This is a genomic window from Streptomyces tropicalis, assembly GCF_029269835.1.
GTDB classification, from domain to species: Bacteria; Actinomycetota; Actinomycetes; order Streptomycetales; family Streptomycetaceae; genus Streptomyces; species Streptomyces tropicalis.
The window spans coordinates 851493-878131 of sequence record NZ_JARJBB010000001.1 but is presented as its reverse complement, the minus strand read 5'-3'; the positions used below and the strand labels follow the sequence as shown (position 1 = coordinate 878131).

At 74.4% G+C, this 26639-nt stretch carries 20 protein-coding genes, 1 tRNA gene and 1 pseudogene; 20 read left to right on the top strand and 2 right to left on the bottom strand.

The features are described 5' to 3' along the window. Positions 1-103: 103 nt before the first annotated feature. The 7 genes from P3H78_RS03855 to P3H78_RS03825 all read left to right on the top strand — a co-directional run bounded on the left by P3H78_RS03855 (position 104) and on the right by P3H78_RS03825 (position 8710). Positions 104-1252, top strand: coding sequence for a uroporphyrinogen-III synthase (locus P3H78_RS03855; RefSeq protein WP_276107285.1), 1149 nt, complete (start codon positions 104-106; stop codon positions 1250-1252). 120 nt (positions 1253-1372) lie between these two features. Then, complete coding sequence (locus tag P3H78_RS03850; RefSeq protein WP_276107284.1) at positions 1373-1990, top strand: CGNR zinc finger domain-containing protein; 618 nt, start codon at positions 1373-1375, stop codon at positions 1988-1990. A gap of 456 nt (positions 1991-2446) precedes the next feature. Further along, on the top strand, positions 2447-2968 hold the full coding sequence (locus tag P3H78_RS03845) for a sigma-70 family RNA polymerase sigma factor (RefSeq protein ID WP_010039908.1): 522 nt from the start codon (positions 2447-2449) through the stop codon (positions 2966-2968). After that, positions 2968-3780 carry an anti-sigma factor family protein gene (locus tag P3H78_RS03840; RefSeq protein ID WP_438827896.1) on the top strand — a complete coding sequence of 271 codons (813 nt, stop codon included), beginning with the start codon at positions 2968-2970 and terminating at the stop codon, positions 3778-3780. Before P3H78_RS03845 ends, P3H78_RS03840 begins: the two co-directional genes overlap by 1 nt. A 150-nt stretch (positions 3781-3930) precedes the next feature. Beyond that, positions 3931-6240 carry a HelD family protein gene (locus P3H78_RS03835; RefSeq protein WP_276107281.1) on the top strand — a complete coding sequence of 770 codons (2310 nt, stop codon included), beginning with the start codon at positions 3931-3933 and terminating at the stop codon, positions 6238-6240. 414 nt (positions 6241-6654) lie between these two features. Beyond that, positions 6655-8076, top strand: a complete 1422-nt coding sequence (locus P3H78_RS03830) for an NAD-dependent malic enzyme (protein WP_276107280.1) — start codon at positions 6655-6657, stop codon at positions 8074-8076. 352 nt (positions 8077-8428) lie between these two features. Next, entirely contained in the window at positions 8429-8710 is a 282-nt protein-coding gene (locus P3H78_RS03825; RefSeq protein ID WP_276107279.1) for an HU family DNA-binding protein, read from the top strand. 122 nt (positions 8711-8832) lie between these two features. On the opposite strand, the gene murA is transcribed toward P3H78_RS03825, so the two are convergent. After that, positions 8833-10173 (bottom strand): UDP-N-acetylglucosamine 1-carboxyvinyltransferase, encoded by a 1341-nt coding sequence (gene murA / locus P3H78_RS03820; RefSeq protein WP_276107278.1) that lies wholly within the window; start codon positions 10171-10173, stop codon positions 8833-8835. A 322-nt stretch (positions 10174-10495) separates the two neighbouring features. On the opposite strand from murA, the gene P3H78_RS03815 reads away from it, so the two are divergent. From P3H78_RS03815 to P3H78_RS03775, 9 genes and pseudogenes are all read left to right on the top strand, one after another. Beyond that, the gene (locus P3H78_RS03815) at positions 10496-11068 is read left to right on the top strand and encodes a YqgE/AlgH family protein (protein ID WP_276107277.1); all 573 of its coding nucleotides are present in this window, start codon (positions 10496-10498) and stop codon (positions 11066-11068) included. A 28-nt stretch (positions 11069-11096) separates the two neighbouring features. Continuing rightward, on the top strand, positions 11097-11378 hold the full coding sequence (locus P3H78_RS03810) for a DUF3039 domain-containing protein (protein WP_276107276.1): 282 nt from the start codon (positions 11097-11099) through the stop codon (positions 11376-11378). Positions 11379-11700: 322 nt separating this feature from the next. After that, a pseudogene (locus P3H78_RS03805) lies at positions 11701-13333 on the top strand (beta-N-acetylhexosaminidase). Positions 13334-13572: 239 nt separating this feature from the next. After that, on the top strand, positions 13573-14466 hold the full coding sequence (locus tag P3H78_RS03800) for an FAD binding domain-containing protein (protein WP_276107275.1): 894 nt from the start codon (positions 13573-13575) through the stop codon (positions 14464-14466). After that, a complete protein-coding gene (locus tag P3H78_RS03795) occupies positions 14463-16265 on the top strand; it encodes a 2Fe-2S iron-sulfur cluster-binding protein (protein ID WP_276107274.1) in 1803 nt (600 codons plus the stop codon). Before P3H78_RS03800 ends, P3H78_RS03795 begins: the two co-directional genes overlap by 4 nt. Further along, positions 16262-18565: a xanthine dehydrogenase family protein molybdopterin-binding subunit gene (locus P3H78_RS03790; RefSeq protein WP_276107273.1), complete on the top strand. Its 2304-nt coding sequence runs from the start codon at positions 16262-16264 to the stop codon at positions 18563-18565. The genes P3H78_RS03795 and P3H78_RS03790 overlap by 4 nt, the downstream gene beginning before the upstream one ends. Beyond that, a complete protein-coding gene (locus P3H78_RS03785; RefSeq protein ID WP_276107272.1) occupies positions 18562-18696 on the top strand; it encodes a hypothetical protein in 135 nt (44 codons plus the stop codon). The genes P3H78_RS03790 and P3H78_RS03785 overlap by 4 nt, the downstream gene beginning before the upstream one ends. 254 nt (positions 18697-18950) lie before the next feature. After that, a complete protein-coding gene (locus tag P3H78_RS03780; protein WP_276107271.1) occupies positions 18951-19688 on the top strand; it encodes an SUKH-4 family immunity protein in 738 nt (245 codons plus the stop codon). Between the two features lie 235 nt (positions 19689-19923). Continuing rightward, positions 19924-20400, top strand: coding sequence for a hypothetical protein (locus P3H78_RS03775; RefSeq protein ID WP_276107270.1), 477 nt, complete (start codon positions 19924-19926; stop codon positions 20398-20400). A 302-nt stretch (positions 20401-20702) separates the two neighbouring features. Here the strand turns inward: P3H78_RS03775 and P3H78_RS03770 are convergent. Further along, a tRNA-Cys gene (locus P3H78_RS03770) sits at positions 20703-20777 on the bottom strand. A 250-nt stretch (positions 20778-21027) separates the two neighbouring features. On the opposite strand from P3H78_RS03770, the gene P3H78_RS03765 reads away from it, so the two are divergent. The 4 genes from P3H78_RS03765 (at position 21028) to P3H78_RS03750 (ending at position 26407) form a co-directional block, all read left to right on the top strand. Beyond that, positions 21028-22665 (top strand): MFS transporter, encoded by a 1638-nt coding sequence (locus tag P3H78_RS03765; RefSeq protein ID WP_276107268.1) that lies wholly within the window; start codon positions 21028-21030, stop codon positions 22663-22665. 122 nt (positions 22666-22787) lie between these two features. Beyond that, positions 22788-24584, top strand: coding sequence for a DEAD/DEAH box helicase (locus P3H78_RS03760; RefSeq protein ID WP_276107267.1), 1797 nt, complete (start codon positions 22788-22790; stop codon positions 24582-24584). Between the two features lie 327 nt (positions 24585-24911). Continuing rightward, the gene (locus P3H78_RS03755) at positions 24912-25553 is read left to right on the top strand and encodes an IclR family transcriptional regulator (protein ID WP_276107266.1); all 642 of its coding nucleotides are present in this window, start codon (positions 24912-24914) and stop codon (positions 25551-25553) included. A gap of 62 nt (positions 25554-25615) precedes the next feature. Beyond that, positions 25616-26407 (top strand): S16 family serine protease, encoded by a 792-nt coding sequence (locus tag P3H78_RS03750; RefSeq protein WP_276107265.1) that lies wholly within the window; start codon positions 25616-25618, stop codon positions 26405-26407. The last annotated feature ends 232 nt before the right edge of the window (positions 26408-26639 follow it).

The following is a 26639-nucleotide window of genomic DNA, read 5'->3' as shown; positions in this document are numbered from 1 at the left end:
GGCGGCACACGGCCCGAGCGGGCCCGTCACCTGCCGTGGACAGGCCCGGGCGACAGGACGGCAGGCCCCGAGGGGCCGACGAGCAGCGCGGGACCCGGGAGCCATGGACGACGCACAGCGACCGCAGACCGGGCCCCTGGCCGGTTTCACCGTCGGAGTGACCGCCGCGCGCCGCGCCGACGAGTTCGGCGCACTGCTCCGGCGGCGCGGCGCCGCCGTCGTGCACGCCCCCGCCCTGCGCATCGTGCCGCTCGAGGACGACGGCGAACTCCTCGCCGCCACCCGCGAGATCGTCGCGCGGGCACCGGACGTGCTGGTGGCCACCACCGCCGTCGGTTTCCGCGGATGGACCGGGGCCGCCGACGGATGGGGGCTCGGCGAGGCCCTCCTCGCGCGGCTGCGCGAGGCCGAGGTGGTGGCCCGCGGGCCCAAGGTCACGGGCGCCGTCCGCGCCGCCGGGCTGAGGGAGCGGTGGGCGCCCTCCTCGGAGTCCATGGCCGAGGTCCGTGACCGGCTGCTGGCGGAGGGCGTCGAGGGACGCCGGGTCGCGGTGCAGCTGCACGGCGACCCGCTGCCGGACTTCACGGCGGCGCTGCGCGCCGGGGGAGCGGAGGTCGTCCCCGTCCCCGTGTACCGGTGGCTGCCGCCGCAGGACGTGGGCCCGCTCGACCGGCTGCTCGACACCACCGTCTCCGGCGGTCTGGACGCGCTCACCTTCACCAGCGCGCCGGCCGCGGTGTCCCTGATGGCGCGGGCCGAGGAGCGCGGGATGCTGCCGGAGCTGCTCGCCGCGCTCCGGCACGCGGTTCCGGCCGCCTGCGTCGGGCCGGTCACCGCACAGCCGTTGCGGGACCGCGGGGTGCCCACCGTGCAGCCGGAACGGTTCCGGCTCGGGCCGCTGGTGCAGCTCCTGTGCCACGAACTCCCCGCCCGCGCACGGGTGCTGGCCGTCGCCGGGCGGCGGATGGAGATCCGTGGGCACGCGGTGCTGGTGGACGGGGAGTTCCGGCCGGTGCCGCCTGCCGGGATGGCGCTGCTGCGGGCGCTGGCGCGGCGGCCGGGACAGGTGGTCGCACGGGCGGAGCTGCTGCGGGCGCTGCCCGGGGCGGGGCGCGACGAGCACGCGGTGGAGTCGGCGGTGGCCCGGCTGCGGACCGCGCTGGGCGCGCCGGAGCTGGTCCGGACGGTGGTGAAGCGCGGCTACCGTCTCGCCCTGGACCCGCAGGCCGAGGGGAGCGGGGCCGAGGCGTGACCCCGCGAGGGGTTCCGGCGGGGCCGACGGGCGGGCACTGTGGGAGTGAACGGTTCCGCAGCCCTGACGAGCACCCCACCGACCCCGCTGACCGGGGCGACCCTAGGCGGTGACAGGCACATGGCACTGGGCACGGCGACGACCCCGTACGAACTGCGCTTCGACGCGGGGCGGATCTGCCTGGATCTCCTCTCCACCACCCACCCCGCCGAACAGCTCGGCTCCGTCCCGCCGCTGCGGGCCTGGATCACCGGCACCGGCCTGGTCCCCCCGGGCACCCCGCTCGGCCACCTCGACGCCTCCTGGCCGGCCGCGTTCCGCGAACTGCGCGGGCACGTGCGCCGGTTGGTCCTGGCCGGGCTGCCCTCCGGCGGCCGGCTCCGCGAGGCGGGACCCACGGCCGCCGACGACCTGGCGCTCGCCGGCGTCAACGACCTCGCCCGCACCGCGCCGCCCGCACCCCGCGCGGTGCGGTGCGAGGACGGGCTGCTGCTGCGGGCGCCGGACGGCCCGCCGGAGTGCGCGGCGCTGCTCGCGGCCGTCGCACGGGACGCGGTCGAGCTGCTCACCGACCCCGTCGCCCGGGCGGCGCTGCGCCAGTGCGCGGGCGACAACTGCCCGATCGTCTACCTCGACACCTCCCGCGGCCGCAGGCGCCGCTGGTGTTCGAGCGAGCTCTGCGGCAACCGCGAGCGCGTGGCCCGGCATCGCCGCAGGGCGGCCCTCGCCCGCGCCTGAGGGCTGTCCCGCGATCCGCGGCGGACCGGCGCGTGGCGCCGGTCGGATCCGAGAGCGAGGCCGTGGACGCGATCGGGGGTTTCGCGGAATCCGCCCGACCCGGGCGCCGCGCCTGGGGGCCGGGCCCGGTCGGCGGGATGTCCCGAACGCGGCTTCTGCGCTGGGGACGTCCGCGTGATTTCCGCAACACCCCTGTGCGGGGCTGCGGTTGGGGCCGGAGCGGAATCCGCCCATCCTTTGTGTCGTAAATGTAAAGATCGCGCGGGAGGAATGTGGCTCCATGTCCCGCTCGTCACGTCGTTCCCGAGAAAACTGCCGCCCGGGTTTGAACGCGCCGCACCCCTCGTCCGTACCCGTCGGTGCGAGACCGACTGGGGGAACCCCCGGACACCGGAGGTGGGCGTGCGCAAGGATTCCGTCGTGGCCAATGAACGTGGATCGAGGGCCCGACATCGCATGTCCCAGCCCTCGGAACCTGACGAGGAGCTGATGCGTGCCCTGTATCGCGAGCACGCCGGACCTCTGCTCGCGTATGTCCTGCGCCTGGTCGCCGGTGACCGGCAGCGCGCCGAGGACGTGGTGCAGGAGACGCTCATCCGTGCCTGGAAGAACGCCGGCCAGCTCAATCGAGCGACCGGTTCGGTACGCCCCTGGCTGGTGACGGTCGCCCGGCGCATCGTCATCGACGGCCACCGCAGCCGGCAGGCCCGGCCTCAGGAGGTCGATCCGTCGCCGCTGGAGGTCATCCCCGCGGAGGACGAGATCGACAAGGCGCTGTGGCTGATGACGCTTTCCGACGCGCTCGACGACCTGACCCCGGCCCACCGGGAGGTCCTCGTCGAGACGTACTTCAAGGGGCGTACCGTCAACGAGGCGGCCGAGACGCTGGGCATACCCAGCGGCACCGTCCGCTCCCGGGTGTTCTACGCCCTGCGTTCGATGAAGCTGGCTCTGGAGGAGCGGGGGGTGACGGCGTGATGAGCGGGTACGGGGGGTTCGGAACGGGTGGTTCGGGTATGTCAGGCCCCATGCAGGGATCACCGGCCCCGAACGAGCACGAGACCGTCGGCGCCTACGCCCTCGGGATCCTGGACGACGCCGAGGCGACCGCCTTCGAGACGCACCTCGCCGGCTGCGAATGGTGCGCCCAGCAGCTCGACGAACTCGCCGGTATGGAGCCGATGCTGGCCGCGCTCGCGGACCTCCCGGGCTCCGGCACGCCCGCCATCGGGGAGTCCCTGTCGGCCCGGCCCAGCCCGCGGCTGGCCGAGAAGCTCGTCGACGAGGTGTCCGAGCGTCGCGCCCGCAAGCGCCGGCGCGGCTTCTACCTCGTGGCGGCCGCGGCCGCGCTGATCATCGGCGGCCCGCTGACGGTGCTGGCGGCGACCGGCGGCTCCGACCACGCCACCGGCGACCCGATGGCGATGGGCCCCGCGCAGACCGCCTTCCAGACGATGAGCGACAAGCGCACGGCCACGGACCCGGCCACGCACGTCACCGCGACCGTCGCCCTGGAGAAGCGGGACTGGGGCACCCACGCGGTGCTCCAGCTGAAGAACGTCACGGGCCCGAAGAAGTGCTCCCTGATCGCCGTCGGCAAGAACGGCGAGCGCGAGACGGTCACCTCCTGGGCGGTCCCGAACTGGGGCTACGGCGTCCCCGGCGCCAAGTCGGAGGAGGCGAAGAACCCGCTCTACGTCCACGGCGGCGCCGCCTTCGCACCCAACCAGATCGACCACTTCGAGGTCATGACCTTCGACGGCAAGCGGCTGGTCGAGGTCCACGCGTAGCAGCACGGCGCGGCCCGGCCGGAGCACCTCCGCCGGGCCGCAGCGGCGTGCCCGGACGGCTCGGCGCGACCCGGCCGGGCAGGTCCGTAGCCTGACGGGGGCCCTTTCGCGTACGGTTGACGGCTGCCCAGCACGTCAGAAGGGGGCTCGGTGGCCGCTCAGGCACAACAGAAATCCGCGGTCGACTCGGTTCCGGACACGGCGCACGACTCCGTGCGCGACCGAGAGATCAGCGTGGAACAGGAACACCTGGACCGGGTGTACCGCCGCCTCGAGGAGAAGATCCACGAGGCCGAGTTCCTCATGCACGACGCGGCCCAGCGCGGCCACGTCGGCACCCCCGGCGCGCTGGCCGAGCGCGACGCGCAGGTCTTCCGGGCGGGCGTCCACCTCAACCGCCTGAACAACGAGTTCGAGGACTTCCTCTTCGGCCGCATCGACCTGCTGCTCGGCAGGGACGGCAAGAAGGGCCCGGACGGCGCCTACACCGCGGTCGAGCCCGCCGAGGGAGCCGTGCGCCCCGACCGCACCGCCGACATCGCCGAGACCCTGCACATCGGCCGCATCGGCGTCCTCGACGCCGACTACGCCCCGCTGGTCATCGACTGGCGGGCCCCGGCGGCCGCCCCGTTCTACCGCTCCACCCCGGTCGCCCCCGGCCGGGTCGTGCGCCGCCGCGTCATCCGCTCCAAGGGCCGCCGGGTCCTCGGCGTCGAGGACGACCTGATGCGCCCCGAGCTGCGCGCCTCCCTCGACGGGCGCGAACTGCCGGTGATCGGCGACGGTGCCCTGATGGCCGCGCTCGGCCAGGCGCGCGGCCACACCATGCGCGACATCGTCGCCTCCATCCAGGCCGAGCAGGACCTGGTGATCCGGGCCCCCGCCGCCTCCGTGACCCAGGTCGAGGGCGGCCCCGGCACCGGCAAGACCGCCGTCGCCCTGCACCGGGCGGCCTACCTGCTCTACCAGGACCGGCGCCGGTACGCCGGCGGCATCCTGATCGTCTCGCCGACCCCGCTGCTGGTCGCCTACACCGAGGGCGTGCTGCCCTCGCTCGGCGAGGAGGGGCAGGTCGCCATCCGGGCCATCGGCTCGCTCGTCGACGGCGCCGAGGCCACGCTGTACGACTCCCCGTCGACGGCCCGCGCCAAGGGCTCCTCCCGGATGCTCAAGGTGCTGCGCAGGGCCGCCCGCGGCGCCCTCGAACGGCAGGACGCCCCGGACCGCCTGCGGGTCGTGGCCTTCGGCCGCCGCCTGGAGCTCGAGGCCGCCGAGCTGGCCGAGGTGCGCCGCTCCGCACTGGGCGGCACCGCCCCGGTGAACCTGCTGCGCCCGCGCGCCCGCAAGCTGCTCCTGGACGCGCTGTGGGAGCGCTCCGGAGCCGCCGCCCGCCACACCGACCCGGAGCTCGCCGCGGAGCTGCGCTCCTCCTTCGACGAGGACGTGTCCGACGAGGACGCCTTCCTCGGCTTCCTCGACGCCTGGTGGCCGGAGCTGACCGCGCCGGACGTGCTCGCGGTGATGGCCGACGAGCGGCGGCTGGGCCGCTGGGCCCGCCGGATCCTCAACCCGGGCGAGGTCCGCCGGGTGGCCCGCTCGCTGCGCCGTGAGGGCCACTCCGTGCACGACATCGCGATGCTCGACGAGCTCCAGGCGATCCTCGGCAGTCCGGCCCGGCCCCGCCGCAAGCGCGAGCTGGACCCGCTCGACCAGCTCACCGGCCTGGAGGAGCTGATGCCGGTGCGCGAGGAGTCGCAGCGGGAGCGGGCCGAGCGGCTGGCGCAGGAGCGCACCGAGTACGCGCACGTGATCGTCGACGAGTCGCAGGACCTCACGCCGATGCAGTGGCGCATGGTCGGCCGCCGCGGCCGGCACGCCACCTGGACGGTCGTCGGCGACCCGGCGCAGTCCTCCTGGTCCGACCCCGACGAGGCCGCCGAGGCCCGCGACGAGGCGCTCGGCACCCGCCCCCGCCGCCGCTTCCAGCTCACGGTGAACTACCGCAACCCGGCCGAGATCGCCGAGCTGGCCTCGAAGGTGCTCGCACTGGCCATGCCGGGCGCCCAGGCGCCGTCGGCCGTGCGCTCCACCGGGGTGCGGCCGCGGTTCGCCGTGGTGGGCGACGGCCTGGCGGAGACCGTGCGGGCGGAGGCGGCCTCACTGCTGGAGCAGGTCGACGGCACGGTCGGCGTGGTGGTCGCCATGAACCGGCGCGAGGAGGCCCGGCGCTGGCTGGCCGGGCTCGGCGACCGGGTGGTGGCGCTCGGCAGCCTGGAGGCGAAGGGCCTGGAGTACGACGCCACGGTGGTCGTCTCGCCCGCGGAGATCGCGGACGAGTCGCCGGCCGGTCTGCGGGTGCTCTACGTCGCGCTGACCCGGGCCACCCGGCAGCTCACCGTCGTCTCGGGCGGGCGGGACGAGCCGGACGCGGCCGGAGTGCCCGACCTGCTCCGGGACTGACGGGCGCCGCGGGGCCGTCCGGGGGACGGGCCGACGAAGTCCCCGACGGGGGAATGGCCCCGCGGCATCCGTTTGTTAGCCTTGTCGTGGCACCGGCTCGATCCAAGCCCCCGGGCCCAACCTTCGTCGCCACGAGCGACCACTTGCCGCGAGGCGAGCATGGCGGGTCGGTGCCACTGACCTCCGAAGAGGCCCACGTCATCCGATGGCGTGGGCCTCTTCGCATGCCCGGCTCCCCGCCCGTACCCCTTCCACCGGCCTCCCGCTTCTCGTATGGTGGAAACAAATTTCCGAAAAGCCTCGCCCTCCATGAACACAACGTCCGCAATCCGGGGCGACTACCGCGTACTCAGCGGTAGGTGCGACGATCGGACGGCACAACACGCGACACGGTGAAAGCAGAGGAAGTCGGCCATGGCAACGGCGCCCAGCGTCTCCTACTCGATGACCATCCGGCTGGAGGTGCCCGCGAGCGGAACGGCCGTCTCGCAGCTCACCAACGCCGTGGAGTCCTCCGGAGGCTCGGTCACCGGCCTCGACGTCACCGCGTCCGGCCACGAGAAGCTCCGCATCGACGTCACCATCGCGGCCACCTCCACGAAGCACGCCGAGGAGATCGTCGAGGAGCTGCGCGGCATCGAGGGCGTCACGCTCGGCAAGGTCTCCGACCGTACGTTCCTCATGCACCTCGGCGGCAAGATCGAGATGGCGTCCAAGCACCCCATCCGCAACCGCGACGACCTCTCCATGGTCTACACGCCCGGCGTGGCCCGGGTCTGCATGGCCATCGCGGAGAACCCCGAGGACGCCCGCCGCCTGACCATCAAGCGGAACTCCGTTGCGGTCGTGACGGACGGTTCCGCCGTGCTGGGCCTGGGCAACATCGGGCCCAAGGCGGCCCTGCCCGTCATGGAGGGCAAGGCCGCCCTCTTCAAGCGCTTCGCGGGCATCGACGCCTGGCCGATCTGCCTGGACACCCAGGACACCGACGCGATCGTCGAGATCGTCAAGGCGATCGCCCCCGGCTTCGCCGGCATCAACCTGGAGGACATCTCCGCCCCCCGCTGCTTCGAGATCGAGGCGCGGCTGCGCGAGGCCCTGGACATCCCGGTCTTCCACGACGACCAGCACGGCACCGCCATCGTCGTCCTGGCCGCGCTGACCAACGCCCTGCGCGTGGTCGGCAAGGCCGTGGAGAACGTGCGCGTGGTGATGTCCGGCGCCGGCGCCGCCGGTACCGCCATCCTCAAGCTGCTGCTGGCCGCCGGCGTGAAGAACGCCGTCGTCGCCGACATCCACGGCGTCGTGCACGCCGGCCGGGCCGACCTGGTCGACGCGGCCCCCGGGTCGGCGCTGCGCTGGATCGCGGACAACACCAACCCGGAGAACCTCACCGGCACGCTCAGGGAGGCCGTGCGCGGCGCCGACGTCTTCATCGGCGTCTCCGCGCCGAACGTCCTCGACGGCGAGGACGTGGCCGCCATGGCCGACGACGCCATCGTGTTCGCGCTCGCGAACCCGGACCCGGAGGTCGACCCGGCGATCGCCCGCCAGACCGCCGCGGTGGTGGCCACCGGCCGCTCCGACTTCCCCAACCAGATCAACAACGTGCTGGTCTTCCCGGGTGTCTTCCGCGGCCTGCTGGACGCCCAGTCCCGCACCGTCAACACCGAGATGATGCTGGCCGCGGCCCAGGCCCTGGCCGACGTGGTCACCGAGGACGAGCTGAACCCGAACTACATCGTCCCGAGCGTCTTCAACGACAAGGTCGCGGGCGCGGTCGCCGGCGCGGTGCGCGAGGCCGCGAAGGCGGCGGGCGCGGTCGCCGGCGCCTGATCGGCGCACCGCCGCCGGGCGGGGGACCGTGTGCCGTCTGTGAGGAGGGCCACGGCCGCCGCCCGGCGCGTCGCGGAACGCGCGCCGCCCGCGCGCCCTCTATGGTGACGGCCAGGCGCAAGACCCTCTTCGTGTGACTCCCAAGGGTGTTCTCACGACTCCTCCGGGTGCCGGATTGGCTTTCCCGCCGCAGGTAGGGGCAGGATGCTCATCCAAGGACCACGTCCAGGGGGCACCCCCACGGGCGCGAGGGCCTGAGGGACGGACCCGGGTCCGGGGACTCACCGAGGACCCTGGCAGCATCGGCTTCGATCTCACGCCTCAACGGCAAGAAGAACACGGGAGTAACAACATGAACCGCAGTGAGCTGGTGGCCGCGCTGGCCGACCGTGCCGAGGTGACCCGCAAGGACGCCGACGCCGTGCTGGCCGCGTTCGCCGACGTCGTCGGCGATGTCGTCTCCAAGGGGGACGAGAAGGTCACCATCCCCGGCTTCCTCACCTTCGAGCGCACCCACCGTGCCGCTCGCACCGCGCGCAACCCGCAGACCGGCGAGCCGATCCAGATTCCGGCCGGCTACAGCGTGAAGGTCTCCGCGGGCAGCAAGCTCAAGGAAGCCGCCAAGGGCAAGTGACCTTGCCGCCGCCCGCCCGCCAGGGACGGCGCGCGGGGCAGCGCAGGGCGCACTGACGCAGCAGGGGCGGCCACCCGAGAGGGGTGGCCGCCCCTTCGTCGTGCGCACGGGCGGTGCGGCGGTCAGCCGAGCGCCTTGCCCGGCAGCTCGACCTTCGCGCCCAGCTCCATGAGCTTCTCCATGAAGTTCTCGTAGCCGCGGTTGATCAGCTCGATGCCGTGCACGCGGGACGTGCCCTGCGCCGCCAGGGCCGCGATGAGGTAGGAGAAGCCGCCGCGCAGGTCCGGGATGACCAGGTCGGCGCCCTGCAGCCGGGTCGGTCCGGAGACCACCGCGGAGTGCAGGAAGTTGCGCTGGCCGAAGCGGCAGGCGGAACTGCCCAGGCACTCGCGGTAGAGCTGGATGTGGGCGCCCATCTGGTTCAGCGCGGAGGTGAAGCCCAGCCGGGACTCGTACACCGTCTCGTGGATGATGGACAGACCCGTGGCCTGGGTGAGTGCCACCACCAGCGGCTGCTGCCAGTCGGTCTGGAAGCCGGGGTGCACGTCCGTCTCCAGCGCGATGGACTTCAGCTGCCCGCCGGGGTGCCAGAAGCGGATGCCCTCGTCGTCGATCTCGAAGGCGCCGCCCACCTTCCGGTAGGTGTTGAGGAACGTCATCATCGAGCGCTGCTGGGCGCCGTGGACGTAGATGTTGCCCTCGGTGGCGAGCGCCGCGGACGCCCACGACGCGGCCTCCAGCCGGTCGGCGAGGGCGCGGTGGTTGTAGCCGCCGAGCTTGTCCACACCGGTGATGCGGATCGTGCGGTCGGTGTCCATCGCGATGATCGCGCCCATCTTCTGCAGCACGCAGATGAGGTCCTCGATCTCGGGCTCGACGGCCGCGTTGGACAGCTCGGTGACGCCCTCGGCCAGCACGGCCGTCAGCAGCACCTGCTCGGTGGCGCCCACCGACGGGTACGGCAGCCGGATCTTGGTGCCGCGCAGCCGCTGCGGCGCCTCCAGGTACTGCCCGTCCGCCCGCTTCTCGATCGTGGCGCCGAACTGCCGCAGCACGTCGAAGTGGAAGTCGATGGGGCGGCCGCCGATGTCGCAGCCGCCCAGGCCCGGGATGAAGGCGTGGCCGAGCCGGTGCAGCAGCGGACCGCAGAACAGGATCGGGATGCGCGACGAGCCCGCGTGGGCATCGATGTCAGCGACGTTCGCGCTCTCCACGTGGGTCGGGTCCAGCACCAGCTCGCCCGGCTCGTCACCCGGACGGACCGTCACGCCGTGCAGTTGCAGCAGACCGCGCACCACGCGCACGTCACGGATGTCCGGAACGTTGCGCAGCCGGCTTGGCTCACTGCCCAGCAGAGCGGCGACCATGGCCTTCGGTACGAGGTTCTTCGCACCGCGGACACGGATCTCGCCCTCGAGCGGGGTTCCGCCATGGACAAGCAGGACATCGTCGTTGACGGTCATGTATCTCGCGTTCCGATGAGGTGGGCAGGGTCCGGCCGGCCGGTTGGCCAAGGGGCCGGAGGGACAGAGTAATCGCCGTGCGCCCCCCTTCCGTAAGCCCGCCGACGGCCCAGCCGGGTCAGGGTCCTGTCACAACACGAACCGTTCCCCGCCGGGCACGTGCGGTCACCGGGCCGGACGGGGCGCACGGGGACTCCCGCGCCGCCGGCGGCCCCTCCCGTACGGCGCCCTGGCAGGGGCGCAGCACCGGACGGTGTCCTGCTTCACTCCCTTGTCCGCGTTGCCTCCCCATGCCGGGGCAGGATGCGGGATCATGTCTGGCATGACCGAGGTGTCCTCGCTCACAGGGCGGCTGCTCGTGGCGACCCCCGCCCTGGCGGACCCGAACTTCGACCGTGCGGTGGTGCTCCTCCTCGACCACGACGAGGAGGGTTCCCTCGGTGTCGTCCTCAACCGCCCCACCCCGGTGGACGTGGGCGACATCCTGGAGGGCTGGGCGGACCTCGCCGGGGAGCCCGGGGTGGTCTTCCAGGGCGGCCCGGTGTCGCTGGACTCCGCGCTCGGCGTCGCCGTCATCCCCGGCGGGAACGGAAGCGTGGCCGCCCCGCTCGGCTGGCGCCGGGTGCACGGCGCGATCGGACTGGTCGACCTGGAGGCGCCGCCGGAGCTGCTCGCCTCCGCCCTCGGCTCCCTGCGGATCTTCGCCGGATACGCCGGCTGGGGCCCGGGCCAGCTGGAGGACGAGCTGGTGGAGGGCGCGTGGTACGTGGTGGAGTCCGAGCCCGGCGACGTCTCCTCGCCCGCGCCCGAGCGGCTGTGGCGCGAGGTGCTGCGGCGCCAGCGCAACGAGCTGGCCATGGTCGCCACGTATCCGGACGACCCGTCGCTCAACTGATGCGTGTGAGCTTCAGTACCCTTGCCGTATGAGCACTCTCGAGCCCGAGCGCGGGACTGGTACGGGGACACTCGTAGAGCCGACGCCGCAGGTGTCCCACGGCGACGGCGACCACGAGCGCTTCGCCCACTACGTCCAGAAGGACAAGATCATGGCGAGCGCGCTCGACGGCACGCCCGTCGTGGCGCTGTGCGGCAAGGTCTGGGTGCCCGGTCGCGACCCGAAGAAGTACCCCGTGTGCCCGCTGTGCAAGGAGATCTACGAATCCATGAGCAGCGGCGGCGAGGGCGGCGACGACAAGAAGAAGTGACCGGTCCGCCGCTCGGCGCGGACCGGTGACGGGATGACCCGCGGGGCCCCCGCGGCGCGTGCTGCGCGCCGCGGGGGCCTCTGGCGTACCCGGGACGGCCCCGCAGCGGGGGAGAGGTCTTGTCGGCACCGTCGGCCGCTCCCTAGCCTCGGACGTGTTGTGCCGACCGAAACCCCCGTTGCGCGGGGTGCGACGCGCGGCGATGGGGAGGAGCTGTGGCCGACGTGAATCCTGTGCACGCGTTTCGGCCCGGGCGCCGGGTCCGCCGAGGGCGGCGCGCCCGGCCCCCGGACCCGGCCGAGCGGTGAGGGGGAGACGTGTGATGCAGGTGATTCCGGCGCCGCGCACGGTGCGGGACCCCGGCCCCGGCCGGGTCGTGCTCGACCACGACACCGTCCTGTGGGCCGCACCCGGCACCGGCACCTCCGAACGCTGGCTGCGCACCACGCTCGGCGCGGCCCTCGGCCTGCCCCTCCCGCCCGGGCCCGAGGACGCCCCCGGTGCCGTACGCCTGCGCCTGGACGCGTCCCTGGAGCCGGAGGCGTACCGGCTCACCGCCGCCGCGGGCCGCGGTGTCGAGATCCTCGGCGGCGGCGCGGCCGGCGTCTTCCGGGGCGCCCAGACCCTGCGCCGGCTGCTCGGCTCCGACCCCTTCCGCCGCGCCCCGGTGCGCGGACGCGCCGGGCACGCCCTCGACGCCCTCGCCGTCGAGGACGCGCCCCGGCTGCGCCGGCGCGGGCTCCTCCTCGACGTCGCCCGGCACTTCCTGCCCAAGGACGGCGTCCTGCGCCACCTCGACCTGATGGCCGCCCACAAGCTCAACGTCCTCCACCTCCACCTGACCGACGACCAGGGCCGGCGCATCGAGATCCGGCGGTACCCGGAGCTGACCGCGACCGGTTCCTGGCGGGCGCGCACCCGTTGCGGACACCGGGCCTCCCCACTGTGGACGCAGAAGCCGCACGGTGGTCACCACACCCAGGACGACATCCGCGAGATCGTCGCCTACGCCGCCGAACGGCACATCACCGTGGTGCCCGAGATCGGTCTGCCCGGCCACGCGCAGGCCGCGATCGCCGCGTACCCGGAACTCGGCAACACCGACGTGCCCGACGCCGTCCCGCCGCAGGTCTGGGACGACTGGGGCGTCTCCCCGCGCGTCCTCGCCCCCACCGAGGGCGTACTGCGCTTCTTCGAGGGCGTCCTGGAGGAGGTGCTCGAACTTTTCCCGGCGGACGCCGCCGGGTTCTCGGAGTTCGTGCACCTCGGCGGGGACGAGTGCCCCCGCGGCGAATGGCGCGACTCGCCCGCCGCGCAGACCCGCAGGAAGGAACTCGGGCTCGCCGACGAGGACGCTCTCCAGGCGTGGTTCACCGCGCACTTCGGCGGCTGGCCGGCCGCGCGCGGACGCCGGCTCATCGGCTGGGACGAGATCCTCCAGGGCGGGCTGCCGCCGGGGGCCGCCGTCTCCTCCCGGCGCGGCCGCGCCGGCGGGATCGCCGCCGCACGCGCCGGTCACGACGTCGTCATGTGCCCCGAGCAGCAGGTCTACTTGGACCACCGCCAGGCGGCGGGACCCGACGAGCCCGTGCCGATCGGGTACGTGCGCACCCGGGAGGACGTCTACCGGTTCGAGCCGGTTCCACCGGATCTGGACCCCGAACAGGACCGTCACGTGCTCGGCGCCCAGGCCAACGTGTGGACCGGGGCGCTGGAGGACGCCGGGCGCCTCGACTACCAGGTCTCGGCTCGCCGCGTTCGCCGAGGTCGTGTGGAGCGCCCTGCAGGCCCCGGCGGAGCGGGACTTCGCCGCCTTCGGGCAGCGGATGGACGCGCACTACGCCTGCCTCGACGCCCTGCGTGTCGGCTACCGCCCGCCCGGCGGCCCGCACCCCTGGCAGCGGCGGCCCGGGATCCTCGGCCGCCCGCTCGACGGCCCGCACCCCGCCGGGTGAACGCCTCGAACACACAGCGGAAACAAGCCACACAGTCAGCGAAGCGGGGGAATTCGCCCGCACCGGTGATGACATGGCAAAACGGGTGATGCCCCCGATGTGGTGGGTGAACCGCTCCTGGCGGACCCCCGCGTCCGGGCCCTGCGAAGATGTGCCAGAGTTGCCACGTCCGCCCTGTCAGCACGTACCGTACGGCAGCACAGGAGGGACCAGTGGGGCAGCGGGAAGGGGCAGCCGGTTTGACCACGCACGCACCGCAGGCGGCGCAGGCCGTCACGCTGCCCACGACGCTGGACGAGGCCGTGGCGGCGCTCACCGCCCTGCCCGCCGCCGTCCCCGTGGCGGGCGGCACCGACCTCATGTCCGCCGTCAACTCAGGGCAGCTCAGGCCCACCGCGCTGGTCGGCCTCGGCCGGATCAGCGAGATCCGCGGCTGGCAGTACCAGGACGGCCACGCGCTGCTCGGCGCGGGCCTCACCCACGCCCGCATGGGGCGCCCCGACTTCGCCGCGCTGATCCCGGCGCTCGCCGCCGCCGCCCGCGCGGCCGGCCCGCCGCACATCCGCAACGCCGGAACCCTGGGCGGCAACGTCGCCTCGGCCGCCCCCACCGGGGACGCGCTGCCGGTGCTGGCCGCGCTGGAGGCGACGCTGGTCATCGCGGGCGCGGGCGGCGCACGCCGGGACGTCCCGGTGTCGCACCTGCTGGCCGGGGTGGAGATGCTCGGCCCGGGTGAACTCATCGGCTACGTCCGCGTCCCGCTGCTGCACGCCCCCCAGGTCTTCCTCAAGGCGACCGGCCGCACCGGGCCGGGCCGCGCGGTCGCCTCGGTGGCGGTGGTCCTCGACCCCGCCCGGCGCGGAGTGCGGTGCGCCGTCGGCGCCATAGCGCCGATGCCGCTGCGGCCGCTGGACGCCGAGCACTGGGTCGCCCAGCTCATCGACTGGGACAACGGCCGCGCGATCGTCCCCGAGGCGCTCGACGCCTTCGGCGAGTACGTCGCCGCGGCCTGCATCCCCGACCCGGTGCCGGCCGAGGACGGCTCCGTGCAGCAGTTGCCGCCCGCCGTACTGCACCTGCGGCGCACCGTCGCCGCGCTGTCCCGACGAGCACTGGGGAGGGCGCTGTCGTGACCGACGACCCGCACACGGAGGGCACGCCCCAGAGCGGCGGCCGCTGGGACCCGCTGCCGCAGGGCGACTACGACGACGGCGCCACCGCCTTCGTGAAGCTTCCCGAGGGCGGCATCGACGCCCTGCTCGCGGCCGACAGCCCGCTCGCCGCGCCCGGCCACGGCTACGTGCCGCCGCAGATAGCGGTGACGCAGGCCCCGGCCGCCGCCACCGACCCGTCGGGCACCGGCTCGTGGGCCGTGCCGGCCGAGGGCGCCCAGTGGCCCGACCCGAACGCGCTGCCGCGGGGCCCGGGCGCCGGCGACCGGTTCGCCCACCGTCCCGGGGCCACGCAGCAGTGGCGCGTCGAGGAGCCGCCGCAGCGGCAGGAGGACCCGGACCCCGCGGCCGGACACGACGTCACCGGGCAGTGGTCCATCCCGGTCGCCGGCGGCGACCTTCCGGACGAATCGGGCGAGTTCACCACGTCCTCCCTGGTCCAGCAGTGGGGCGGCACACCCCCGGCCACGCTTCCCGGCGGCGCCGCGGCCCCCTGGGCGACCGAGGGCGCGGGCGCGCCCTGGGCCGACGGGGGCGCCGGACCCGCCGGGCACGGGAACCCCGCGGCCCCGGACGCCCACGGCACGCACGACCCCCACGGACACGGCGCCTACGGCGATTTCGCGGAGCACGGCGCCTACGACGCCCCGGACGGAGCGGCCCCCGACGGGTACGCCGACCACGCCGAACACGGCGACCACGCCGAACACGGCGCGTACGGCGGCCCGCACGGGCCCGCGCACGGGGAGCCCGCCGAGCACACCGACGGCGCCGGGCACCCGTACGGCCACGAGCACCCCGACGCGGCCGACGGGAACCCCGCCGCCCGCGACGCCGGGACCGCCGACGGCGACGACGGGACCCCCGCGGCCTCCGAGGGCCCCGCCGGGACGCCCGCGGAGGCCGGCCCGGCCGGACGGCCCGGCCCCGGGCCGCAGGACGCCCACGGGCCCGTCACGGCCCCCGGAGCCCCGGACGACCGGACGGACCACGCGGCCGCCGAGGGCCCCCGGGAGGACCCGGACGCGCCCGCCGACGGCGCCGCCCCCGAGGCCGGCTCCCCGGAGCCGGACGAGACCGAGCCCGCCCCGGACGGGGCCGCCACCGGCGCCCTCCCGCCCGAGGAGCACCCCCTCGCCTCGTACACGCTCAGCGTCAACGGCGCGGACCGGCCCGTCAGCGACGCCTGGATCGGCGAGTCCCTGCTCTACGTGCTGCGCGAGCGGCTCGGCCTGGCCGGCGCCAAGGACGGCTGCTCGCAGGGCGAGTGCGGTGCCTGCAACGTCCAGGTCGACGGACGGCTCGTCGCCTCCTGCCTGGTGCCCGCGGTCACCGCGGCCGGCAGCGAGGTCCGCACCGTCGAGGGCCTCGCCGCCGACGGGGAGCCCTCGGACGTGCAGCGCGCCCTCGCCCGGTGCGGCGCCGTGCAGTGCGGCTTCTGCGTGCCCGGCATGGCGATGACCGTGCACGACCTGCTGGAGGGCAACCCGGACCCGACGGACCTGGAGGCCCGCCAGGCCCTCTGCGGCAACCTGTGCCGCTGCTCGGGCTACAGCGGGGTCCTGCGCGCCGTCCGGGAGGTCGCCGCCGAACGCGGCGGGGGCGGCGCCGAGAAGCCCGGCGCGGACGCCGACGAGCCGCGCATCCCGCACCAGGCGGGACCGGGCGCCGGCGGCGTGCACCCCTCGGCCTTCGACACCCCGGGACCGCACGACCCCTACGGCCAGGACGGCTACGGCCAGGACGGAGGCCAGGCGTGAGCAGCGACGCCGTCACCGCCACGACGGAGCCCGCCCGGGACCCCGACGCGCCGCCGCACGGCCTCGGCGTGTCCCTGCCGGCCGCCGACGCCCGCGCCAAGACCGAGGGCACCTTCCCGTACGCGGCCGACCTGTGGGCCGAGGGCCTGCTGTGGGCGGCCGTGCTGCGCTCCCCGCACCCCCACGCGCGCATCCTGTCCATCGACACCACCCACGCGCGTGAGATGCCCGGCGTCCGCGCCGTGATCACCCACGAGGACGTCCCCGGCACCCCGGTGCACGGCCGCGGCACCGCCGACCGGCCGGTCTTCGCCTCCGAGGTCGTGCGCCACCACGGCGAGCCCATCGCCGCCGTCGCCGCCGACCACCCCGACACCGCGCGGATGGCCGCGGCCGCCGTCATCGTCGAGTACGAGGTGCTCGACCCGGTCACCGACCCGGAGCAGGCCTTCGAGGCCGAGCCGCTGCACCCCGACGGCAACCTGATCCGGCACATCCCGCTCCACCACGGCGACCCCGAGGCGGCCGGCGACGTCGTCGTCGAGGGCCTGTACCGCATCGGCCGCCAGGACCCGGCCCCCATCGGCGCCGAGGCCGGCCTCGCCGTGCCCCGCCCCGACGGCGGGGTCGAGCTGTACCTGGCGTCGACCGACCCGCACGCCGACCGCGACACCCTCGCCGCCTGCTACGGCCTCGAACCCGAGCGCGTGAAGGTCGTCGTCACCGGGGTGCCCGGCGCCACCGCCGACCGCGAGGACCGCGGCTTCCAGATCCCGCTCGGCCTGCTCGCCCTGCGGACCGGCTGCCCGGTGAAGCTCACCGCGACCCGCGAGGAGTCCTTCCTCGGGCACGCGCACCGGCACCCGACCCTGCTGCGCTACCGGCACCACGCCGACGCCGAGGGCCGGCTGGTCAAGGTCGAGGCGCAGGTCCTGCTGGACGCCGGCGCCTACGCCGACACCTCCGCCGAGGTGCTGGCCGCCGCCGTCGCCTTCGCCTGCGGCCCGTACGTCGTCCCGAACGCCTTCATCGAGGGCTGGGCCGTGCGCACCAACAACCCGCCCTCCGGGCACGTCCGCGGCGAGGGCGTCATGCAGGTCTGCGCCGCCCACGAGGCGCAGATGGACAAGCTGGCCAGGAACCTCGGGATCGACCCGGCGGAACTGCGCCTGCGCAACGTACTGGCCACCGGCGACGTCCTGCCCACGGGCCAGACGGTGACCTGCCCGGCCCCGGTCGCCGAACTCCTCCAGGCCGTACGGGACCACGCGCTGCCGCCGCTGCCCAAGGACGCCCCCGAGGACGACTGGCTGCTGCCCGGCGGACCCGAGGGCGCCGGTGAGCCGGACGCGGTGCGCCGCGGTGTCGGCTACGCCGTCGGCATGGTGCACATGCTCGGCGCCGAGGGCGCGGACGAGGTCTCCACGGCGACCGTGAAGGTCCACGACGGCGTGGCGACCGTGCTGTGCGCGGCGGTCGAGAGCGGCCAGGGCTTCACCACGCTGGCCCGCCAGATCGTCCAGGAGACGCTGGGCATCGACGAGGTGCACGTGGCCCCCGTCGACACCGACCAGCCCCCGGCGGGAGCGGGCTGCCGCGGCCGCCACACCTGGGTGTCGGGCGGTGCGGTGGAACGCGCGGCGAAGATGGTCCGCACCCAGGTCCTGCAGCCGCTGGCCCACAAGTTCGGCATGTCCACCGAGCTGCTCCAGATCAACGACGGCCGGATCACCTCGTACGACGGCGTCCTGTCCACGACGGTGACGGAGGCGATGGACGGAAAGGAGCTGTGGGCCACCGCCCAGTGCCGCCCCCATCCCACGGAGCCGCTGGACGAGTCCGGTCAGGGCGACGCCTTCGTCGGGCTCGCGTTCTGCGCGATCCGCGCGGTCGTCGACGTCGACGTCGAGCTGGGCTCGGTCCGGGTCGTCGAGCTGGCCCTCGCCCAGGACGTCGGCCGGATCCTCAACCCGGCGCAGCTGGCCGCCCGGATCGAGGCGGGCGTCACCCAGGGCGTCGGCATCGCGCTGACCGAGAACCTGCGCACCCCGCGCGGACTGGTCCGTCACCCCGACCTCACCGGGTACGCCCTGCCGACCGCCCTGGACGCGCCGGACATCCGGATCGTCAAGCTCGTCGAGGAGCGGGACGTCGTCGCGCCCTTCGGCGCCAAGGCGGTCAGCGCGGTGCCGGTGGTGACCTCGCCCGCGGCGATCGCCTCCGCGGTGCGGGCCGCCACCGGACGCCCCGTCAACCGGCTCCCGATCAGGCCCCAGGCCGCGGTGGTGACCGCACCGTGAGCGAGCAGGACACGCCGCCCGGGGAGACGCGCTACGAGCCGCCGCCCAGCGTCGGCAAGCTGCTGGCGTGGGTCCTGGTCTTCGTCGTGGCCGCCCTCGCGGTGGTGCTGGGCGGCGTCTGCTTCACCTGACGCGGCGGCCGCCCCCCGACGGCGGGTCGCGGGCAGCGGGCCGTCCGGGCGGGCCGCGGGCCGTACCCGACGCACGGGATTCCGGGCCGGTGCGAGGGAACGCGTCCGGCGCGCACGGCGTCCTGGAACCCGGGGGCGCTGTCAGTGGTGCGGCGTAGTCTTCGAGGCAGTGGGGGAGCACGGCCGCCGTCCCGATCGCGGACCGGCCGTGGACGCCCTGCCCAGGACCCATCATTCTCATGCGCGGGGGGACAATGACGTCGACGAGCACCGCCGCCACGGCGACCGTCCCGGCCGGGACCGTTCCGGCCCGCCGCGGCCCGCGCCCCGCGGCGGGCACCGCGCCCGCCCCGCCCCGCAGGCGGCCCCCGGCGCCCGGTCCGGGGGACGGCCGTGCGCCCACCTCCTGCCTGGTGGACGTGCGCCCGCTCGCGCCCTGCCTGGAGCCCCTGGTCCGCTTCGTGGCGACGGCCCGCGAACTGGCGGGCGGCCAGGGTGGGTTCGCCGTCCGCGCCGGCCGGGACGGCCTGGCCCTGGAGCTGCCGACCCGGGCGCTCTTCCGGGAGTTCGGGCCCGGGCGCGTGGCCCGCTTCGAGGACATCGACTTCCCCGCGGCGCTCACCCACGAGCCGACCCGCCGCTTCCTGCGCGACACGGGCCTGCCGGAGGACGGCGTCCTGCTGCGGCTGGACACCGAGGCACCCCTGCCCACCGTCGCCGAGTACCGTGCGGACGAGTCGCCCGGGGCCCGGCTCCCCGCCGACGCCCCCTGCGGCGCCGACCGCCTCGTCCGCCTCGGCCGCCTGGCCGGCGGCACCACCGCCCTGCTCGACGGCACCACGGGCACGATCTGGAACTGGCACGAGACCGAGGCCGTCCTCCGCCCCCTGACGGCGGACGTCTCGACCCTCGTCCTCACCCTGTGGCTGCTCCATCACAGCAGACGGCGGACGCCCGGCCCGGAGGCCGTGGCGGGATTCGAACCCGCGTAACCCTGCTTTGCGGGTTTGTCTCCGCTGGCCAGGGCGTGATCTGTGCTCGTCCGCTGGGCGCTGACGAATGAGACGGATACGGAGACGGTCGCCCTGACGAGCAGCCATGCCCGTCGAGAGGTCGGAACGCGGTTCCACGAACGGTGGCTGCAAGTGGATCGTCTCCAACCACGGGACCGCCAAGCTCCCGGCGCTCTCGCCCTACATCGCCCACTCATGAGTTGAGGACGATCTGATGAAGCTTTCCCTGCTGGCCGTCGGCCTGTCGGCCCTGGTGCTTGTGTCGGCCTGTTCCAGTGGCGAGCAACCCAAGGCCACCGACAGCCACAGTGCGACGACCGGTGCCAGCGCGACCCCCTCTCCGGCGGAGACGCCGACGAGTCCGGACCGGCTTCCCAATCCTGTCCAGTCTGCAATCCCCGTCGGGTCGAAGACGCTGTACACGGGGTCGGGTCACGGCGCACGTGCCGTCACCCTTCCCGCGTCAGCGGGGAAAGCCTCGTCCGTCACGGTGATGTGGACATGCGCCGGCCCCTCCAGGTTCAACATCACCTCAGAGGCAAAGACGCTCGCCGGGTCTCAGTGCGGCGACGGGAACGGCGTGTTCACTGCACGGATACCGCACGCCAACGTCCACGAGCTGGATTGGAAGCTGTCGGCGGCCAAGTCAGTGATCTGGCGGATCGTCATCACTCAACCGCCGGGGAAGTAGGGTCGGGCGCGTCGCTCTCGGGGCCACCCTGGGCATTCGGGTCGGGCCGTGCACAGTGTCCTCTCGCCGGGCCGCGCTCACCGTAGTGAGCGCGGCGATCGAGCGACGCAGACGATAGGTGACTGGCACGTTCGTGCGTAACTGGCGCCAAGGGCCCCACTCGTCAGGGCCTGAGCCTCGTCACTCAACTGGCTCCAATCCTGCTGAGCTGGGGTGGCAACTGAGACGGTAAGTGAGACGGACGAGCCTATGGGCGGCACCCTCCGAGGGTGCCGCTCTTTTGTTTTGCCTGGTCAGGCCCTTGGAGGCCGTGGCGGGATTCGAACCCGCGTAACTCGCTTTGCAGGCGAGCCCCTGAACCACTCGGGCACACGGCCGGGCGGGTGGCGGCGGACGGTGCCGTGCCGACCCGGTGAACCGAGCCTAGGTGGGGCGCGGAGAGGGGCTCAAGGGCGGCACCGCGGGTGCAACGCGACTGCCACACGCCGTTCATGAATGGGCGGGGAGGGGCTTCGGCGGGGCTCCCCCGGGAGGGAGGCGGTGCGGGCGGTCGTAGGACCAAGGTCCCGGTGCGCGCCCGTCTCCCGACAGGTGCCACTGCGGCCCGTGGACCTTACGCTGGCGGTCATGAGCGCCCTGGAACCACGCGACGCCGCCGTCGCCGAGGCGGCCGGCCCCGCCCTCGCCGGAGCCGGTGCCGACCGGCCCGACACCGTGCTGGGCCGGTCCCACCGGGCGCTCAGCGTCGGCATCGTCTCCGTCGTCTTCCTGATCGCCTTCGAGGCGACCGCCGTCGGCACCGCCATGCCGGTCGCGGCGCGGGACCTGCACGGGGTCTCCCAGTACGCGTTCGCGTTCTCCGGGTTCTTCACGACGAGCCTGTTCGGCATGGTGCTCGCCGGCCAGTGGTCGGACCGGCGCGGCCCGCTGGGGGCGCTGACCGCGGGGATCGGCGCCTTCGCGGGCGGCCTGGTGCTGGCCGGGACGGCGGGCGCGATGTGGGTGTTCATCGCCGGGCGGGCCGTGCAGGGGCTCGGCGGCGGGCTGGTGATCGTCGCCCTGTACGTCGTCGTCGGCCGGGCCTACCCGGAGCGGCTGCGGCCCTCCCTGATGGCCGCGTTCGCGGCGAGCTGGGTCGTCCCCTCGGTGGTCGGGCCGCTCGCGGCGGGGGCGGTGACCGAACACCTCGGCTGGCGCTGGGTGTTCCTGGGCATCCCCGTGCTGGTGGTGTTCCCGCTCGCCCTCGCCCTGCCGCAGATCCGGCGCCGTGCGTCCGGACCTGCCGCGACTGCCTCCTCCGCGTCCGGACCCGCCGCGGCGGAGGCGAAGGGCGCGGTGGGGACGGGGGACGCGGCGGAGCCGACGGAGGCGGCCGGGCGGGACGCGGCCGAGGCCGCCGGGACGCTCCGCGCCGACGCGGCGGGGCGGGACGCGCCCCCGGAGCGGACGTCCGCCGGGCGGCGCCGCATCCGGCTCGCCCTCGCCGTCTCGTTCGGCGCCGGACTGCTCCAGTACGCGGCGCAGGACCTGCGGTGGGCGTCCCTGCTCCCCGGCGCGGCCGGGGTCGCACTGCTGGTGCCCGCGGTGCTCGGCCTGCTGCCGCACGGCACCTGGCGGGCGGCGCGCGGTCTGCCGTCGGTGGTGCTGCTGCGCGGGGTCGCCGCCGGCTCCTTCATCGCCGCCGAGTCCTTCGTGCCGCTGATGCTCGTCACCCAGCGGGGGCTGAGCCCGACCCTGGCCGGGTTCTCCCTCGCCGCGGGCGGGGCGACCTGGGCGCTGGGGTCGTGGGTGCAGGCCAGGCCGCGCCTGGCGCCGCACCGGGAACGCCTGATGACCCTGGGCATGCTCCTGGTGGCCGCCGCCGTCGCCACCGCGCCCTCGGTGCTGCTGCCCGCCGTCCCGGTGTGGACGGTCGCCGTCGCCTGGGGCTTCGGCTGCTTCGGCATGGGCCTGGTGATCGCCTCCACCAGCGTGCTCCTGCTGCGCCTGTCCGCCCCGGAGGAGGCCGGCGCCAACTCGGCCGCCCTGCAGATCTCCGACGCCCTGTCCAACGTCCTGCTCCTCGCGGCCGGCGGCGCCGCCTTCGCGGGCCTCGGCGGCGGCACGGTGACCGGCACGGGCGGCTCCGGCGCCGGCTCCGGCGCCCATCCGGCCGCGTTCGCCGCGGTGTTCCTGCCCATGGCCGCGGTGGCGCTGGCGGGCGCCTGGGTGACGACGCGGCTGCGCGAACCGTCCCGAGCCGGGGCCGCCGTCGATGATCTGTGACGCGTGTCGCACCCGCGGCGGAGCCGCGGCGTCGGGCCGGGAGAGGGGCGGACGCACCGGTAGGGTGGCCCGGTTGTCATACACAGCCAGCCCGACGTCGATCTCGTGATCCTCCGGAGACCGTGACTACCACCGCCGCCAGCTCCAGTTCCCACCACCTGTCGCCCGCCTTCCCGGGCCGCGCCCCCTGGGGCACCGCCAGCAAGCTGCGCGCCTGGCAGCAGGGCGCGATGGACAAGTACATCCAGGAGCAGCCGCGCGACTTCCTCGCCGTCGCCACGCCCGGCGCCGGCAAGACGACCTTCGCCCTCACCCTCGCCTCCTGGCTGCTGCACCACCACGTCGTGCAGCAGGTGACCGTGGTCGCGCCGACCGAGCACCTGAAGAAGCAGTGGGCCGAGGCCGCCGCGCGCATCGGGATCAAGCTCGATCCCGAGTACAGCGCCGGCCCGCTCGGCAAGGACTACGACGGCGTCGCCGTCACGTACGCCGGTGTCGGCGTGCGCCCCATGCTGCACCGCAACCGCAGCGAGCAGCGCAAGACCCTTGTCATCCTCGACGAGATCCACCACGCCGGCGACTCCAAGTCCTGGGGCGAGGCATGCCTGGAGGCCTTCGAGCCCGCCACCCGGCGCCTGGCGCTGACCGGCACGCCGTTCCGCTCCGACACCAACCCCATCCCCTTCGTCACGTACGAGGAGGGGCTGGACGGGATCCGGCGGTCCGCCGCGGACTACACCTACGGCTACGGCTCCGCGCTCTCCGACGGTGTCGTGCGCCCCGTCATCTTCCTCTCCTACAGCGGCAACATGCGCTGGCGCACCAAGGCGGGCGACGAGATCGCGGCCCGGCTCGGCGAGCCCATGACGAAGGACGCGGTCAGCCAGGCCTGGCGCACCGCGCTCGACCCGCGCGGCGAGTGGATGCCGTCCGTGCTGCGCGCCGCCGACCAGCGGCTGACCGAGGTCCGCAAGGCCATCCCGGACGCCGGTGCCCTGGTGATCGCCTCCGACCAGGAGCAGGCCCGCGCCTACGCCAAGCTGATCCGTGAGATCACCGGCAGCGCGGCCACCCTGGTGCTGTCCGACGACACGGGCGCCTCGCGGCGGATCGACGACTTCAGCCACGGCGACGACCGCTGGATGGTCGCCGTCCGCATGGTGTCCGAGGGCGTCGACGTGCCGCGGCTCGCCGTCGGCGTCTACGCCACCACGATCTCCACCCCGCTGTTCTTCGCGCAGGCCGTCGGCCGCTTCGTGCGGTCCCGGCGCCGCGGCGAGACCGCCTCCGTCTTCCTGCCGACCGTGCCCGACCTGCTCACCTTCGCCAACGAGATGGAGGTCGAGCGGGACCACGCCCTCGACAAGCCGAAGAAGGAGGGTGAGGAGGACCCGTACGCCGAGTCCGAGAAGGAGATGGAGGAGGCGAACAAGGAGCAGGACGAGGACACCGGCGAGCAGGACATGCTGCCCTTCGAGGCGCTGGAGTCCGACGCCGTCTTCGACCGGGTCCTCTACGACGGCGCCGAGTTCGGCATGCAGGCCCACCCCGGCAGCGAGGAGGAGCAGGACTACCTCGGCATCCCCGGCCTGCTCGAGCCGGAGCAGGTGCAGATGCTGCTGCAGAAGCGGCAGGCACGGCAGATCGCGCACAGCCGCAAGAAGCCGGACTCCGAGGCCGACCTGCTCGAACTGCCCGCCGAGCGGCGGCCGGTGGTCTCCCACAAGGAGATGATGGAGCTGCGCAAGCAGCTCAACACGATGGTCGGCGCCTACGTGCACCAGAGCGGCAAGCCGCACGGCGTGATCCACACCGAGCTGCGCCGGGTGTGCGGCGGCCCGCCGAGCGCGGAGGCGACGGCCGGGCAGCTGCGGCAGCGGATCGCCAAGGTGCAGGAGTGGGCGACCCGGATGCGGTGACGCGGTGCCGGGCGGCGTGGGCGCCGCTGAGCACCCGGCCCCGCAGGTGGGCGTACGTATCGGGACGAACGCCGGCAGTCCGTACCGGCCCGTGACCGGATTCTGGACGAAGCCTTCCGCTCAGCGAACCGGCTTCGCTACTGTCCCGCTACGCACACGCCCCGTGGCAGCGCCGCCGCGGAGCGCAGCCGTGAAGCGACTCGCGTCCGGGACGACCGCCCGGACGGCCGGCCGATCGGCGGCCTCTGAGGCGCGTCACGGACGGGACACCGGGACGCATCCACCACGAGGAGGCCCGCCGACCTCACCACCGAAGGAGTGGGCGTCGTGACCGCGGAGACCTCCCAGACGCTCGACCGGGGGCTGAAGGTCCTCAAGCTGCTCGCCGACACGGACCACGGGCTGACCGTCACCGAACTCTCCCAGAGACTGGGCGTGAACAGGACCGTGGTGTACCGGCTGCTCGCCACGCTGGAACAGCACTCGCTGGTCCGCCGCGACCTCGGCGGCCGCGCCCGGGTCGGGCTCGGGGTGCTGCGGCTGGGCCGCCAGGTGCACCCCCTGGTACGGGAGGCGGCGCTGCCCGCGCTGCGTGCGCTGGCCGAGGACATAGGCGCGACCGCCCACCTGACGCTGGTCGACGGGGCGGAGGCGCTGGCGGTCGCCGTGGTCGAACCGACGTGGACGGACTACCACGTGGCCTACCGGGCCGGTTTCCGGCATCCGCTGGACCGGGGGGCCGCCGGCAAGGCGATACTCGCGGCCCGTCTGCAGCGCGCGGCGGACCCCGGATACACCCTCACCCACGGCGAGCTGGAGGCCGGTGCCAGCGGGGCGGCGGCACCGCTGCTCGGAGTGACCGGGGTGGAGGGCAGCGTCGGGGTGGTGATGCTGGCGGACTCGGTGCCGGAGCGGGTCGGCCCGCGGGTGATGGAGGCGGCCCGCGAGGTGGCGGAGGCGCTGCGCTGAGCCGTCCGGGCGCGGCTCCGGCCGACCTCGGAACGGGCGGTTCCGTCGCGTAGATTGATGGCGTGCTCTCTCGCCTCACACGTCTCCAGGCCGTGGCCGTCTGCGCCGTCCCCGTCGTCGGCCTGCTCCTCGCGGCGGCCCTGGCGCCGCTGCCGTTCTCGGTCGCGCAGCCGGGGATCACGGCGAACGTGCTCGGCAAGAACAAGGGCACCCAGGTGATCACGATCTCCGGCGCGCCCACCCGGGCCACCAGCGGGCAGTTGCGGATGACGACCATCGAGGCGACCGGTCCGGACGCGCGCGTCTCGCTCGGCGACGTGATCGGCGGCTGGTTCGCGACGGACCGCGCGGTCATGCCGCGCGACGCGGTCTACCCGACCGGCAACAGCGTCAAGGAGATCGAGCAGCACAACGCCGCGCAGATGCAGCAGTCGCAGGACGCGGCGACCCGCGCCGCACTCGGCTACCTCCGTCTGAACGGCAAGGGCGTCAAGGTCAGCCTGAAGCTGGCCGACGTCGGCGGGCCCAGCGCGGGCCTGCTGTTCTCCCTCGGCATCGTGGACAAGATCGACGGCAACGGCGGCGGAGGCGACCTCACCGGCGGCCGCACCGTCGCCGGCACGGGGACGATCGCGGGCGACGGCACGGTCGGCGCGGTGGGCGGCGTCTCACTGAAGACCCAGGCCGCGCGCCGGGACGGCGCCACCGTCTTCCTGGTCCCGAAGGCGGAGTGCGCCGACGCGAAGGCGGAACTCCCGAAGGGCCTCCGCCTGGTCCCGGTGACCACCCTCCAGGGCGCGGTGACCGCCCTGTCGGCACTCCAGAAGGGCACGGGCACGGTCCCGGCCTGCTAGTGCTGTGACCGGAAGGTCACCGGCTCGCGGCGTCCGGCACGGCACCTCTCTGCGTCGTCGCCTCACCCGGGTACATCCCGTACGCGGGCGACGCTCCGCCGTGCGATGCTCCCCCACGGCCTGAACGTCGTGGGAGGTGCCCCCGGCACCGGATGCCGCGGGCTTCCCGGCACACCTGTCCGGCCACAGCCCTAGCTCCCCTCTCCCGGACCCTGCCGGGTCCGTCTCAGCA